The organism is Haloferax sp. DFSO60, from assembly GCF_046557615.1.
Lineage (GTDB): Archaea > Halobacteriota > Halobacteria > Halobacteriales > Haloferacaceae > Haloferax.
The window spans coordinates 778,411-792,062 of the sequence record NZ_JBKIII010000002.1 but is presented as its reverse complement, the minus strand read 5'-3'; the positions used below and the strand labels follow the sequence as shown (position 1 = coordinate 792,062).

13 protein-coding genes are annotated in these 13,652 nt (G+C 61.9%); 3 read left to right on the top strand and 10 right to left on the bottom strand.

Annotated features, from left to right (window positions below; all coding sequences use genetic code 11):
- Positions 1-4 precede the first annotated feature (4 nt).
- On the bottom strand, positions 5-367 hold the full coding sequence (gene rpl7ae / locus ACK509_RS13585; protein ID WP_410767074.1) for a 50S ribosomal protein L7Ae: 363 nt from the start codon (positions 365-367) through the stop codon (positions 5-7).
- 239 nt (positions 368-606) lie between these two features.
- Here rpl7ae and tmcA point away from each other — a divergent pair, with 239 nt between their 5' ends.
- Both tmcA and ACK509_RS13575 read left to right on the top strand, forming a co-directional pair.
- Positions 607-2,895 carry a tRNA(Met) cytidine acetyltransferase TmcA gene (gene tmcA, locus ACK509_RS13580; RefSeq protein WP_410767073.1) on the top strand — a complete coding sequence of 763 codons (2,289 nt, stop codon included), beginning with the start codon at positions 607-609 and terminating at the stop codon, positions 2,893-2,895.
- Positions 2,896-2,951: 56 nt separating this feature from the next.
- Positions 2,952-3,116, top strand: a complete 165-nt coding sequence (locus tag ACK509_RS13575; protein WP_410767072.1) for a hypothetical protein — start codon at positions 2,952-2,954, stop codon at positions 3,114-3,116.
- Between the two features lie 39 nt (positions 3,117-3,155).
- Here the strand turns inward: ACK509_RS13575 and ACK509_RS13570 are convergent, their stop codons facing one another.
- The 6 genes from ACK509_RS13570 to ACK509_RS13545 form a co-directional block, all read right to left on the bottom strand.
- The gene (locus ACK509_RS13570; RefSeq protein WP_410767071.1) at positions 3,156-3,890 is read right to left on the bottom strand and encodes a GNAT family N-acetyltransferase; all 735 of its coding nucleotides are present in this window, start codon (positions 3,888-3,890) and stop codon (positions 3,156-3,158) included.
- A gap of 101 nt (positions 3,891-3,991) precedes the next feature.
- On the bottom strand, positions 3,992-4,423 hold the full coding sequence (locus ACK509_RS13565; RefSeq protein WP_410767268.1) for a hypothetical protein: 432 nt from the start codon (positions 4,421-4,423) through the stop codon (positions 3,992-3,994).
- 9 nt (positions 4,424-4,432) lie between these two features.
- The gene (locus ACK509_RS13560; protein WP_410767070.1) at positions 4,433-6,097 is read right to left on the bottom strand and encodes an FAD-dependent monooxygenase; all 1,665 of its coding nucleotides are present in this window, start codon (positions 6,095-6,097) and stop codon (positions 4,433-4,435) included.
- Positions 6,094-7,779, bottom strand: a complete 1,686-nt coding sequence (locus ACK509_RS13555; protein WP_410767069.1) for an electron transfer flavoprotein subunit alpha/FixB family protein — start codon at positions 7,777-7,779, stop codon at positions 6,094-6,096. The genes ACK509_RS13560 and ACK509_RS13555 overlap by 4 nt, the downstream gene beginning before the upstream one ends.
- Positions 7,772-8,653 (bottom strand): electron transfer flavoprotein subunit beta/FixA family protein, encoded by an 882-nt coding sequence (locus ACK509_RS13550; protein ID WP_410767068.1) that lies wholly within the window; start codon positions 8,651-8,653, stop codon positions 7,772-7,774. Before ACK509_RS13550 ends, ACK509_RS13555 begins: the two co-directional genes overlap by 8 nt.
- 116 nt (positions 8,654-8,769) lie before the next feature.
- Positions 8,770-9,099 (bottom strand): ferredoxin family protein, encoded by a 330-nt coding sequence (locus tag ACK509_RS13545; RefSeq protein ID WP_410767067.1) that lies wholly within the window; start codon positions 9,097-9,099, stop codon positions 8,770-8,772.
- 100 nt (positions 9,100-9,199) lie between these two features.
- Between ACK509_RS13545 and ACK509_RS13540 the strand changes: the two genes are divergently transcribed.
- Positions 9,200-9,679 (top strand): DUF456 domain-containing protein, encoded by a 480-nt coding sequence (locus ACK509_RS13540; protein ID WP_410767066.1) that lies wholly within the window; start codon positions 9,200-9,202, stop codon positions 9,677-9,679.
- Between the two features lie 24 nt (positions 9,680-9,703).
- Here the strand turns inward: ACK509_RS13540 and ACK509_RS13535 are convergent, their stop codons facing one another.
- The 3 genes from ACK509_RS13535 to ACK509_RS13525 all read right to left on the bottom strand — a co-directional run bounded on the left by ACK509_RS13535 (position 9,704) and on the right by ACK509_RS13525 (position 13,597).
- Positions 9,704-10,327: a cyclase family protein gene (locus ACK509_RS13535; RefSeq protein ID WP_410767065.1), complete on the bottom strand. Its 624-nt coding sequence runs from the start codon at positions 10,325-10,327 to the stop codon at positions 9,704-9,706.
- Positions 10,324-11,787, bottom strand: a complete 1,464-nt coding sequence (locus ACK509_RS13530) for a CoA-acylating methylmalonate-semialdehyde dehydrogenase (protein ID WP_410767064.1) — start codon at positions 11,785-11,787, stop codon at positions 10,324-10,326. The genes ACK509_RS13535 and ACK509_RS13530 overlap by 4 nt, the downstream gene beginning before the upstream one ends.
- 97 nt (positions 11,788-11,884) lie before the next feature.
- Positions 11,885-13,597: a glutamate--tRNA ligase gene (locus ACK509_RS13525; protein WP_410767063.1), complete on the bottom strand. Its 1,713-nt coding sequence runs from the start codon at positions 13,595-13,597 to the stop codon at positions 11,885-11,887.
- Positions 13,598-13,652 lie beyond the last annotated feature (55 nt).

Here is a 13,652-nt window from a genome sequence, read left to right as displayed (position 1 = left end):
TCGGTTATCGAAGGTCCTCGACCTTGGTCGCGATGTCTTCGACCTGCTCCGAAGCCTCGCCAGCGTCGACGATGGCTGCGGCAGCACTGCCGACTTCGAGGCCGGCGGCGTGGCCGATGTCGTCCTGCGTCTCGACGAAGATGAACGGAATACCCTTCTCGTCTGCAATCTCGGGGATGTGCATGACGATCTCTTCGGGCGAGACGTCCTCGGCGACAAGCACGAGCTTTGCGTTGCCACGCTCGATGGACTTGGTCGTTTCGTTGGTTCCTTTCTTCACGATACCAGTATCTCGGGCGACCTCGAGCGCCTCGACGGCGCTGTCAGCGAGGTCGGCCGGTACGTCGAAGTCTACGTAGACAGCCATTGTTGTTCACCTATGTTCCTGTTCGCGGGCTCGACTCCCTCACCGGCGTCACCAGTCGGTCCGTCGCAACCGGTGCGCACGAGTTATCCCTTACGGCAAGGAGGTTCATCAACCCCGGACAGGCTGTAACCATTCCTTACTCAGGACCCCATAAAAGCGCTTTCAAAATCTCATCGCCGTGCGACGCGCCCACACGCACCGAAAGAAACGCCCTTTTCGTCTGACTCTGTAACGAATATATGAACGGTCCCGGCGACGACGCCCGCGACGATACGACGCCCACAAAACCCGTCACCGACGTGGACATCGAAGCCCTCGCGAACGCCTGCCGCGACGACGCGATGGCGACGAACCAACGGCGAGTCATCGTCCTCGCCGGTGACAGAGATGCCGGTATCGACGCCGCCTTCGACGTTGTCCGTGGTACAGACATTCTCGACGACGAGGTAACGTTCGTCACGAGTCGAGAGGGATTTCGCTTCCACCGAGTCGAACCCATCCACGCCTCGGAACTCCTCGGAACCACGCGAAGCCTCGTCGTCCTCGATGCCCACGAATCGTTCTCGCCCAATACACTGGGGCGCGTCGCGGGCGCAGTCGATGGCGGCGGCCTGCTCGTTCTTCTCACCCCGTCGCTCGACGCGTGGCCCGCCTGCCACGACGAGTTCGACGAACGCCTCGCCGTCCCACCCTTCTCGCTCGACGACGTGAGCGACCACTTCCGTAGTCGCCTCGTCTCGACGCTTCGGGACCACCCCGGCATCGCACTCGTGGACCTCGGTTCCCAAACTCTCGAACGCGACGGAACCCACGAGCAGGGAATCCACTTCGAGGTTCCGGATGCGTTCGTCCCGAAGACGCACGTGTTTCCCACCCGCGCATACGAGGACTGTCTCACTGCCGACCAGTCGGAGACCCTCGCTGCACTCGAATCGCTCTGCACACCCGGCAACGCCGTCGTGGTCGAAGCCGACCGTGGCCGTGGAAAGTCGAGTGCCGCCGGACTCGCCGCGGGAAGCCTCGCCGCCGAAGGAAAGCACGTCGTCGTAACCGCCCCCGGCACACAGAACGCCGCCGAAGTGTTCGAACGCGCCGAACGATTGCTGGCCGAACTCGATGAACTCGATTCGAGAGAACAGTACGACCTCCAATCGAACGCTGGAGGCAGCGTTCGATACGTCCCACCGACCGAAGTCGAATCCACCCTCGGCGATATCGACGCACTCGTCGTCGACGAGGCGGCGGCGCTCTCGGTTCGCTTGCTCACGTCGTTCCTCGATGCCCCCGCCGTCGCCTTCTGTACGACAGTCCGCGGCTACGAAGGCGCAGGCCGCGGGTTCGCGGTTCGATTTCGTGGCCGCCTCGACGACTCCGACTTCGACGTTTCGGACGTTCGACTCGACCATCCGATTCGCTACGCGGCGGGCGACCCGCTCGAATCGTGGACGTTCCGTGCGCTCTTGCTCGATGCCCGCCCGCCGGTGGACCAACTCGTCTCCGATGCGACGACTGACTCGGTAGCGTACCGAACGTTCACTCCCGAGAACCTGCTGGCCGACGAACACCTGCTTCGAGAGGTCTTTGGCTTGCTCGTCCTCGCTCACTATCGGACCGAACCCGACGACTTGGCGCGCCTCCTCGATGCGCCGAACCTCACCCTTCGGGCGCTCACCCACGACGGCCACGTCGTCTCTGTCGCGCTCCTCGCGCGCGAAGGAGGATTAGACGAAGCGACGCGCAACCACATGTACTTCGGCGGGCGTATTCGGGGAAACATGCTTCCCGACGTGTTCACGAGTCAACTCCGTGACGAAGATGCGGGAATCCCAGTCGGCTATCGCGTCATGCGCATCGCCACCCATCACGCCGTCCGCAGTCAGGGTCTCGGTTCACGACTCCTCGGCGAGATTCGAGACGAGTTCGCGGGCGAAGTCGATTATCTGGGTGTCGGCTTCGGTGCCACGCCCGAACTCCTCAGGTTTTGGCACCGAAACGGCTACGGGACGGTCTACCTCTCGACGACTCGCAACGACACCAGCGGCGAACACTCGGCGCTCATGCTCTGTCCACTCTCCGATGCGGGCCACGAACTCGCAGACCGCCATACGTCGTACTTCCTCGGTCGCACCATCGACATGCTCTCGGACCTCCTTTCGGACCTCGACCCCGACGTGGTTCGCGGGGCGCTTCGAGCGACTCGGTCGCCGTACACGCCAGAACTGTCTCCGTACGAGTGGCGGACTGTCGCCAGTGCGGCCTACGGTCCCGGCCTGTCGATTATCGCGCTCGGCGCGTTTCGGAGACTCGCGCTCGCGTATCTCACCAACCCGGAGGAGTTAGACGAGCGCCAAGAGCGCCTCATCGTCCGAAAAGTCCTCCAAGCACACTCGTGGGGCGACGTTGCGGACGACCTCGAATATCACTCCACGAGTCAAGCGATGCGGGCACTCGGTGCGGCCTACCAGCCGGTTGTCGATAGATTCGGCACACCCGGGGCCCACACCGAGCGCGACCGGTATCTGGACTGACGGGCGATTCGATGGGCCTGCAGTACAGCGATGTCGCTTCGCTACGAAGCGTGTGTATGGAGACGTGTAGCGAAGACGGCTGTGAGAATCCCGCCGCTGTCAGGCTCTACATTCCGTGGGACGAGAACAGAGACGTGTGTACCGCGCACGGGCGCGTACTCGTCCAGCAAGATGGTGTCGTAGCCGAACCACTCGACGGTGCAGAAAAATATTGGAAGTAGTGTTTGCGGGACCGGACGGCGACCGTTCGGTTTGGCGTCTTATCGAAGTGAGACAGCCATCATCACTTCATCGACGTACTCGTCGTCGATTTTGTAGTGCTTCTCGCGGGTGGCTTCGGTCTCCCACCCGTGGTCTTCGAGGAAGGTGATTGCCCCCTTGTTCGTCGCCGGAATGCTGTTGTAGAGTTTTTCGAATCCGTGTTCCCGCGCCCATTCGGTGCCGCGACCGAGCAGTTCGTTGCCGATGCCGTGGCCTCGGTAATCGGCGCGAACACCGACGGTGAGTACTGCGGTGTGACTCAGTTTTGCGGCCTCCGGCAGGTCGAGATGGACCCACCCAGCGAGGTCGTCGTCCACGGTTGCGACGAACATCATCCGCGAGGAGAGTTCGTTGTGTCGCAAGACGACTTCTTCGTGGTCGAGGACGTCGGCGACAGTCTCGGCTTCGATGTAGGTTCCCTCTTCTGCGACCTCGTTGATGGCGTCCAAGAGGCTCTCTAAATCGACATCTTGGGCCATTCGAATCGTGACCTCGAGGTCGCCCAGCTTCGCCGTTCGTTCCTCTTCGGTCGCGTAGGCGACTTCGACGTGGTTCCCGACCTTTCTGATGTAGCCGTCTCGGCGCAGAATCGTCAGGTGTGTCCCGAGCGCGGCAGGGTCGAAATTGAGTGCCCGTCGGACTTCGTCTTCTCGAACGGAGCCGTGGCTCTCGATGTATTCGTAGATGTCCTTGCGGTCCTTGTGGTCGAAATTCAGAGAGTCAGTTACTTCCATGGCATGGTATCACAGCCCACATTATTAATTGTTATTCGTGATATTCTAGACAGACACAGCGTTGAATCGGATTTCACGGCCCGGAATGGGCGAATTTCGCGTCAATACCGGGGCGGAACACACGTCAGCAGTTGCGCCGTATCGAGTGCGCTGTGTGTTCTGAGGAGGATTTCTGCGGCCTCCCGAACGGTAAACTCTGGGTCGAACTCGACGCCATAACACCGGACGTAGAGCGAGAGCCAATCGTTGAGTGCCCGCTGGAGCAGTCGGAACTCCTCTTGTGTGAACGCGACCATCCGCCCACCGGTTCGCGCCTCGATGTAGAGTGCGACGACCGGGCCGACACCGTCGCGAGCGTACGCGAGCGCCTGCGACTCAATCGTAGCTGTGTCCGCTTCGTCCGGCGGTGGCTCGAACGATTCGCGTGCTTTCCGGGCCTCTTCGGCCAGTGTTCTCACACGCTCGCCGAACCGGACGTGTTCCGGGTCGCGGCGGGTCTCGGCTTGTAGTCCGTCTCGATGCTCGTCTGTCATCGGCATCGACTACCCTTCCATGAAGTCCACGCCCTTGCCGCCGCGTGGGTGCGTCCACTTCGTCTTCGCAACGACGGCGCAGGTTCCGCACTCGACGCAGGGTTGCGTGTCGAGGCTGACGACGTGTTCTTCAGAGCCGTTGGTTCGGATAACTTCGTCGCGGTAGCACCCGCCACCGAATCCGACCGCAGAGACGGGACACGCTGCGACTGCCGCCCCACTCACGTCGTAATCGTTGTCGAGGAGTTCGATGTGCGGCGACCCGATGTCTGTGTCGTACCGAAGTTCGCCGATTCTGGCTTCGAGCGTCGGCGGCGTGACGTTGCTCGTCTCGCGGATTGGAACGCCGAGTTCCTCGCCGATGACGGTTGGGAGCGTGACGTACGGCGTTCGCGTGTCGGGAATCAGCGCCGAGAGCGCGGGCGTGTTGTAGAGGCGTTCGAGTTGCCCCGAAAGCCCGCGAATCGCCGCTCTGCCGACGAACGACGTGAGGACGTCGTCCACCACGTCGGTCACCGTCTCGTTTTCTGTGAGACCCCGCAGGGTGTCGTAGCCTCTCGGGCGGAGTTTGCGCATCACGCCGTTGTCGCGGAGTTTCTTCGCGTAGAGTTCGCCCGCCTGTTCGGTTTTGTTGCGCGATTTCGCCTGTGCGTAGGCTTCGGCGGCGAGTGCGCCCGCGGTTACCGCGTGGTTCATCCCCTTGATGATTGGGCCTTGGGCCTGCATCTGCCCGGCGGCGTCGCCGACGACCATCAGGCGACCCAAGTGTGGTTCGCGCAGTGCTACCTTCTTCGAGTCGGGGACGAGTTTCGCGCTGTACTCCAACTCGTGGTAGTCGTCGCCGAGCCAATCAGCCAGCAGTGGGTGGGTCAAGAGTGCATCGAGCAGTTCGTGCGGTTCGGCGCGTTCGGCGACGAGGCTGTCGAGGTGGAACACCGTCCCGATAGAGAGGGTGTCCTGATTCGTATAGAGGAACCCACCGCCGCGAACGTCTTGGAACAGGTCGCCCGAGAACAGGTGTGCGACCCCTTCGTCGTCACCGACGTCGAATCGCTCGGCGATAACGTCGTGCGGCATATCGACGACCGCTTTGACGCCTTGGAACCACTCACTCGGGTCGTCCCAGTCCATCAGCCCGGCGGCGCGGGCGACTTCGGAGTTCACCCCGTCGGCGGCGATGATGACGTCGGCGGTTATGGGGTCGATTTCGTCCATCGTGACGCCGATGATTTCACCCTGGTCGCGGAGTAGGCCGTTGACGTGGACGCCAGTCAGCACGCCACCGCCCGTCTCGCGGGCTCGTTCGTGAACTCGGTCTTCGAGCCACGAGTCCATCTTGCGCCGAAGAACGGCGTCACACCACTCGGTGTCGTGTTCGTGGAGTTTGGTCAGGTCGAACGATTCGACCTTCGTACCGGCGATGTTGTGGATGCGGTAGTCGGTGACGGGTCGTTCTGCGGCCTCCTCACGGAATCCCGGAAAGAGGCTGTCGATGGTGTACGGCGAGGATTCCTCGGCGTAGATGAGTCCACCGGAGACGTTCTTCGACCCGGCCTCGACGCCGCGTTCGAGGACGAGCGTCTCGATACCGTAGTTTGCGAGCGTTGCCGCGGCTGCCGCGCCACCGGGTCCGGCCCCGATGACGATTGCTTCGTAGTGTTCGTATTCCGTCATTGTGAGTCACCTCGTTTTTCGCCGCCGTCGCTCGCGAGCGCGGCGCTGAACGTCCCCTGTTTGAGTGCTTCCGTGAGTTGCGGCAGGACCTCGAACAGGTCGCCTTCGATGAAGTAGTCCGAGAAGTCGCGGATGCGGGCGTTCGGGTCGGTGTTGATGGCGATAATCGTATCCGACTCGTCCATCCCGACTTTGTGCTGGACCGCACCCGAGATGCCCGCCGCGATGTAGAGTTTCGGCGCGACGACCTGTCCGGTCTCGCCGATTTGTCTGTCTTCGTTGGTGTACTGCTCCACGTGGCCGTCGAATTTGAACGACCCCGTGACGATACCGCGCGTGACGCCGATTTCGCTGTCTTCGAACTGGTCTGCGAGTTCCTTGACGAGTTCGACACCGCGGGTCGGGTCGTCGCCGATGCCACGACCAAACGCGACGATGACCTCGTGGCCGGTGAGGTCGATTCCCTCGTCGAGTTGGTCGTAATCGGTGACCGAGACGCGGAACCACTCGGATTCGAGCGGTGCCTCGTGGGTGACGACGAGACCCTCGCGGTCGGGGTCTTGTTCGGGAATCGGGAAGCTACCGGGGATGACTGATGCACCCTGTGGGTGGAACTCCCGAGTCGGGTTGTCGATACAGAGAATCGTCGAGTATTCGAATCCGGAGAAGTCGGGGCGCTTCATGTGAAGCACGCGACTGAACTCCTTTTTCTCGCCTGCGACGCCGGTTTTGACCGGGTTCGAGATGACCTCTTCTGTGATGTAGAGGCCAGAACAGTCGCTTGCGAGACCCGAGTCGAGTTCGGCTTGGGCGAGCGCCGACAAGTCGCGGCCGTTATTCGTCGCCGGGAACAGCACGTACCGCGGTTTGTCGTAGTCACGCCACGCTTCGTCTCGGCCGCCGTTGCTCTCGTTCTCTGTGTGGGTCGCCCCGCCACGTGCCATGTCACAGAAGATTTCTGTGTAGGGTTTGTGCTGGAAGCGTTCGAGTCGCGGGTCTTCGCGGACGACGACGACGTCCGCCCCGTAGGCGATGGTGTCGGCGACGTGTTTGCTCACGTCAGACCCGATGAGTACGGCGACGACGCGCTCTTCTTCGTCGTAGTCCTCGTTGTACTGGTCCATCAACGCCCGGGCCTTGCCGAGCATCTCTTTCGAGACATCGACGAGTTCGCCCGCTTGCGTCTCGCAGTAGACCCACATGTCGCGGTAGTTGCCGTTGTGAAGCGCACGAACGTGGCGCTTGTCGCGCGTCGGATGCGAGAGGTCTGGGTGTCGCTCTTCGGCCGTCTTCTCGATGATTTCGAGTTCTTCGGCCTGCTTGTCGCTTCCCTGAATCGAGTCGCGGCGTTTGTTGATGAGTCGTTTGACCGAATCGCGGTCTTTTCCCGACTCTTCTCGTTCGAGCAGTGAATCGAGGTCCGAAACCTCGTCGATCGATTGCAGTGCGTTACCCACCTCGGCTGCACTCATCGAATCGAGGTCGAGTCCTTCGACGTCCTCCGGTTCGTCGCTCTCGGAGAACTTCTTGATTCGGCTCTCGATGAGCGCAATCGCGCCCGCGCGGTTCTCGCCGCGGTGTTCTGCTTGCAGTATCTCTTCTAACTCACCCACATCTTCGATGTCTTTGATGGCTGGGCCGAGTTCCGAAATGTCGTAGTCGCCGGGATTGAATTCAGTCATCGTCTGCACCTCCTGCGGCCGCGGCACTCTCGCCACTGGCCGACTGCATCACTTCGAGTACCTCACTCATCGACTCTACGTCACCCGGGTTGACCATCGTGGCCTCACGCTCTGCGGGGGCCTTTGGAATCGGGTCCACCGAAGAGACAATCGTGGGCGACCCGTCGAGGCCGATGAAGTCGGGGTCCACGTTGATGTCGGTGTGGTCCCACACCGTCAGGTACTCCTCGAAGTTTGCCGCGCGTTCTTGTGTCTCTGCGCGCAGGTCTTTCAGCGTCAGTCGCTGGCGCGCCGTTCGGTACGACGGTTCGAACTCGGGGTCGGTGACGATGAAGGCCGGAAGCGACGCTTCGACCGTCTCTATCTCTTCGATATCGCCTTCCACGAGTCGTTTCGCGCGGACCTTCCCCGCTTCTTCGTCCACGTCCAGCGAGATGACGTGCGTGAGAAGCGGCATGTCCAGACACCAGTTCGTCTGTGGGCCAGTGTGGCCCGTCTCACCGTCTGCGGTCTTGAACCCCGCAAATACGAGGTCCGGAACGCCGAGTGTCTCGATAGCCGAACTGAGCGTAATCGCTGTCGCCCACGTGTCGGCGGCGGCCATCTCGCGGTCCGAGATGAGATACAAGTCGTCGGCGTAGGCCGATTCCATCGCCTCTTGGAGGACTTCTTTGTATCCCGGCGGGCCCATGCTCATCACGCTGATTTTCCCGCCGTGTTGGACGCGTGTCTGTAACGCCGCATCGAGCGCGAACTGGTCGTTCGGGTTCATCACCGTGGGCGTCTTCCCGCGTTCGAGATGCCCTTCTTCGTTAAACGATACCTGTCCCTCTCGAAAGTCGGGGACGCCCTTCGTTAATACCACCATGTGCATTGAGAACAACCTCCATTTAGTGCTAGCTCATATTCATAATAATTGTTTGTGTCTAATAAGAAGAGACTCAGCAATTGCTGAGTGATTCGTATGTGGTCAGAAACGAGGCGTTTGGGTCAGATGCGGCCAGCGCGCCCCGGGTCCACGTCGATGGCATCGACGGGACAGACATCGACACAGAGCATACAGTCGATACACTGGTCTTCGTGCGTCGGTTGGGCTTTGAGTTCTGATTCGGGGTGGCCGGGTGTGTCTACCCACGTGAACACGTCGACGGGGCAATCTTCCAGACACGCGCCGTCTGCGAGGCAGATGTCGAAATCGACGGCGACGTGGGTGCCGTGGATACCGAGTTTTTCGGGCGGGTCGATTGGCCCCCACACTGCCACCGGGCCATCGTCGTCGATACGTTCTCGATTTTTCTCGAAGTTTGGGTCAATCGCCATGGCGTTTGTTAACGTTCCACTGAAAGAACAATAAATCATACCCTGCTCAGCGACACTCGGGCGGTGGGGTGATAACCCTCGGACACGAAGGTCACGACTAATGGAGCCGTTCTTCTGGGTCGCACTCGTCCTCCTCGTCCTCGGCGTCGTCGGAAGCGTCCTTCCGATGCTTCCCGGCGCGTTACTCTCGGTTATCGGTCTCCTCGTCTACTGGTGGTCCACGGGCTTTTCCGAACCCGGACTCCTCGCGCTCGCCGGTCTGCTCTTCGTCGGACTGACCGCACTCGTCGCCGACTACGGTGGTGGCGTCATCGCCGCCCGATTCGGCGGGGCATCGACCAAAACGTCGATTCTCGCGGGCGTCGTGGGCCTCATCTTACTCTTCGTCCTCGGCCCACTCGGCATCTTCATCGGCGTCGCCGGGACCGTGTTCGTCGTGGAGTACCTCGACCACCAAGACGCCGAACGCGGCGCACAGCGCGCGGCGATTGCGACAGTCGGCGTCCTCGCAACGTCGGTGGTGCAGGTGTTCTTGACGCTCGCACTGCTCGCCGGGTTCGTCCTCACGGTCGTCGTCTGAAGGCACGAAGTCGGCGAGTCGAACTCAGAATTCTGCGACGACTCGCGCGGGCGCACCATCAGAATCGACGCGAAGCGGCAGTACGAACAGCGTAAACGATTCTCCTACCGGAAGCATCGCCAGCCCACACAGGTTTTCGACGATGAGGTTTCCCGCGCCCAGTACGGCGTTGTGAACCGGAATCTCACTGCCGCCGGTCGGGTCTGGGCTAAGTGCATCCGTGGCGACGGCGTATCCCCGGTCGGCACAGAACTGCGCCAATTCGGCCGAGAGCGATGGGTGTTCGGTCATTCGGTCGGTTCCCCACTCGTCTTCCCAGCCGGTTCGAAAGACGAGACACTCGACATCCGACTCAATCTCCGGCAGATGGGCAGGCGTGATTTTCCCGCCTGCCCCAACTCCCCGACAATCGACCACCTGCGCGGTCATCCGCAACTCATCGACCGAATAGGAATCGAGCGTCGCACCATCCGGTTCGGTGTGCGCGGGGGCATCAACGTGGGTCCCCGTGTGGCTCCCCAATTCGAGTCGGGCAACGCGGTAGCCATCGCGGTCGAACGTCGCGTGGGATTCGACACTCACCGGAGGGTCACCGGGATACGTCGGCATCCCCGACTCGATGGGTCGGGTGAGGTCCACGAGCGTCACGTGTCGGGCCACCGCTCGATGTAAATCGTCTCGTCGGTGTAGAACCGAACCGCGTCGTCGCCTTGGGCGTGCAAATCACCGAAGAACGACGCGTTCGACCCGCCGAAGTGGAAGAACGCCATCGGTGCAGCAGTTCCAACGTTGACGCCGAGATTGCCCGGTTCGGCTTCGTTTCTGAATCGCTGGGCTTCGCCGCCGGAGGTGGTGAACAGACTCGCGGCGTTGCCGAACTCAGAGGCGTTGACGACGGAGAGGGCTTCGTCGAAGTCCGAGACGCGAACCAGCGCGAGTACGGGACCGAAGAGTTCGTCGCGGGCGAGCGACGAGTCCGGCGACACGTCGCCGAAGATGGTCGGCCCGAGGAAGTGGCCGTCGCCGGGAACGTCGGCTTCGCGGCCGTCGAGGAGGAGCGTCGCTTCCGAATCGGCACCCGCGTCGATGGCGTCGATGATGTTCTCGCGGTGCGCGCGGGTTGTGAGCGGTCCCATCTCCGTCTCCTCGTCGAGTCCGCTCCCGACGACAACCTCGCTCGCGCGCTCGACCAATCGCTCGGCGAACTCGTCGTAGATGCCGTCTTCGACGACGGCGACGGGGTTGGCGAGGCAGCGCTGGCCGGTATTGGCGAACGCCGACCCGACGGTGCCTTCGACGGCCGTTTCGAGGTCGGCAGTCGCGCTCACGATGACGTGGTTCTTCGCACCACCTTGTGCCTGCACGCGCTTGCCGTGACTCGCGGCGGTTTCGTAGACGTGGCGGGCGATAGGGGTGCTTCCGACGAACGAGATTCCTTCGACGTCGTCGTGGGAACAGAGCGCCTCGACGGCTGTTTTGTCGCCGTGGACGAGTGAGACGACACCCTCGGGAAAGCCTGCTTCGTGGGCCAGTTCGACGAGTTTCGTCGGCGTGAACGGATTTCGCTCGCTCGGCTTGAGGACGAACGTGTTTCCGGTGGCGACGGCGTAGGGAAGAAACCACAGCGGAATCATCGCCGGGAAATTGAAGGGCGTGATGGCGGCGAAGACGCCCAGTGGCTTTCGTACTGCCGTCTCGTCGATGTCGGGGGCAGCGTGCTGCAGGTGGCCTGCTTGCATCATCGTGGGCGCGCCACAGGCGACCTCGACGTTCTCGATACCGCGTCGAATCTCGCCACGTGCTTCAGACAGGGCTTTGCCGTGTTCGCGGACGAGGCCACGAGCGATTTCGTCTTGGTGTTCTTCGAGCAGTTGTTTGTAGCGAAACAGCGGTTGCAGCCGTTCCTCGATTGGCGTCTGTCGCCACGATTCGAACGCTTCTTTCGCCGCCGTGACAGCCTCGTCAACGTCCGCTTCGTCGCTGAATCGGACCTCGCCGAACTGTTCACCAGTCGCCGGATTTTCGACTGGTTGCCCCGCCGACGATGGGGTGGTCCACGCCCCGCCAACGAAGTTCCGCACCTGAATCATTTTGTTATCATCAGTCATGACACAGTGTGCCGCACGTCGTCACAAAGAAGTATCGCTGGGAGGCGAACCAGTCGCTCGTCGCGGGAGAACGAAGGACTCCGGAGAAGCAGTCGGACTACTTGTGCGCGAAGTACGTGACCGTCTCGTCGTCGTCCTTCGAATCGACGCGAGCGAAGCCAACGCGCTCGAACTGGACGAGTTCGTCAACAGGGAGGTCGCCGAAGTCGGGTTCGGCAACACCGGTCACGTCGCCGTCCATCGTTCGCATGCGAACCGGAAGACCATCTTCAGGTACCCAGTGAATGACGGGAACGTCGCCCTCGCGGACCACGTCTAAGTCGTCGCCTGTGGCCACGAGTGTGTCGTCTTCGCGGCGGACCGCGCCGAAGCCTTTCAGCCAGACGCGCTCACCCTCGGCGGGTACGTCGTCGGATTCGAGGAGGACGCTGTCGCCGACCGGGATGGCCCGAGTACCGCGGCCTTCGAAACTCGGGTGGAGCGGCGGGTGTGCCTCGTCGGGGCCGCCTTCGATGGCGAACGCCTCGCCGTTCCGGACGAAGAAGTAGCGGTTCGTCTCGTCGTCTACGAGGTCACGGTTGTTGGCGTAGACAGAAGACATGGCGAGGTCAACGTCGGAGGTGGACATGCCGAGTTCGACCATCGCGTCCACGATTGCCTGTCCACGGATACCGCGACGGCGGACCGACTGGATGGTGGGCGCGCGCGGGTCGTCCCAGCCATCGAGTTCGCCCTCGTCGATGAGTTCCTTGATAGTCGAGGTGGACATCTTCACGTCGTACGCGTCGAGTTGGACGTGGCCCCAGTGGAGGACTTCCGGGTAGTCCCAGCCGAAGTAGTCGTAGACGAACTGCTGGCGCTTGGCGGAGTCTTGGAGGTCGATGCCGCGGATGATGTGGGTGACGCCCGTCAGGTGGTCGTCAACGCCGGACTGGAAGTCGAGCATGGGCCACGCGCGGTAGTCTTCTGCTTCCGGACGTGGGTGCGGGGTGTCTATCATGCGGAAGGCAACCCAGTCGCGGAGTGCGGGGTTCTTGTGTTCGATGTCGGTCTTGACACGAAGAACCATCTCGCCGGAGTTGTACTCGCCATCGACCATGGCTTCGAACTCTTCGAGCGTCGTCTCTGTGTCCTTGTCGCGGTGTGGACACGGCTTGCCGTCGTTCTTCAGGTTGGAGAAGTCCTCACCAGAACAGGAACAGGTGTACGCGCCACCTTTCTCGATGAGGTCGCGGGCGTAGTCGTAGTAGGTCTCCACGCGGTCCGAAGCGCGAATCACGTCGTCGGGTTCGAATCCGAGGAATGCGATATCGTCGAGGATGGCGTCGTAGGCCGAGAGGTCCGGGCGCTTCGTCTCGGGGTCGGTGTCGTCGAAGCGGACGATAAACGAGCCATCGTACATCTCCTTGTACGTCCCGATGACCGCGGGCATCCGAGCGTGGCCCATGTGCCACGGACCGTTCGGGTTGGGTGCGGCGCGCATCCGAATCTCGTCGTACTCGTCGGCGTTCGGCAGGTCGGGAAGCAGTTGGTCGTCTTCTTCGTCCTCGGCTTCCATCTCGGCGAGTTCCTCGGGTGCGAGTTCGCCGATTCGCTCGCGCTTTTCGGCTGCTGAGAGTTGGTTAACCTTCGCGGCGATGGGTCCGATGAGACCCGGAATCTCGCCGCCGTGCTGTCGAAACTCGGGATTCTCGCCCATGAGCGGGCCCATAATCGCGCCCACGTCGGCGTCGCTGTCGTGTTTGACCGCGTTGAGAAGGGCGTGTTTCTCCGCCTCTCGCTCGACGCGCTCTCGAAGGTCGTCGTCCATTATCCTCCGATTCCGCGTCACGCCTAAAAACAGGCCCGGATTGCGGGAAGGGCGT

Coding starts and splice junctions, on each gene's coding strand:
- ACK509_RS13540 (WP_410767066.1), top strand. CDS start 9,200: ATGGAGCCGTTCTTCTGGGTCGCACTCGTCCTCCTCGTCCTCGGCGTC.
- ACK509_RS13575 (WP_410767072.1), top strand. CDS start 2,952: ATGGAGACGTGTAGCGAAGACGGCTGTGAGAATCCCGCCGCTGTCAGG.
- ACK509_RS13530 (WP_410767064.1), bottom strand. CDS start 11,787: ATGACTGATGATAACAAAATGATTCAGGTGCGGAACTTCGTTGGCGGG.
- rpl7ae (WP_410767074.1), bottom strand. CDS start 367: ATGGCTGTCTACGTAGACTTCGACGTACCGGCCGACCTCGCTGACAGC.
- ACK509_RS13565 (WP_410767268.1), bottom strand. CDS start 4,423: ATGACAGACGAGCATCGAGACGGACTACAAGCCGAGACCCGCCGCGAC.
- ACK509_RS13570 (WP_410767071.1), bottom strand. CDS start 3,890: ATGGAAGTAACTGACTCTCTGAATTTCGACCACAAGGACCGCAAGGAC.
- ACK509_RS13560 (WP_410767070.1), bottom strand. CDS start 6,097: ATGACGGAATACGAACACTACGAAGCAATCGTCATCGGGGCCGGACCC.
- ACK509_RS13545 (WP_410767067.1), bottom strand. CDS start 9,099: ATGGCGATTGACCCAAACTTCGAGAAAAATCGAGAACGTATCGACGAC.
- ACK509_RS13525 (WP_410767063.1), bottom strand. CDS start 13,597: ATGGACGACGACCTTCGAGAGCGCGTCGAGCGAGAGGCGGAGAAACAC.
- tmcA (WP_410767073.1), top strand. CDS start 607: ATGAACGGTCCCGGCGACGACGCCCGCGACGATACGACGCCCACAAAA.
- ACK509_RS13550 (WP_410767068.1), bottom strand. CDS start 8,653: ATGCACATGGTGGTATTAACGAAGGGCGTCCCCGACTTTCGAGAGGGA.
- ACK509_RS13555 (WP_410767069.1), bottom strand. CDS start 7,779: ATGACTGAATTCAATCCCGGCGACTACGACATTTCGGAACTCGGCCCA.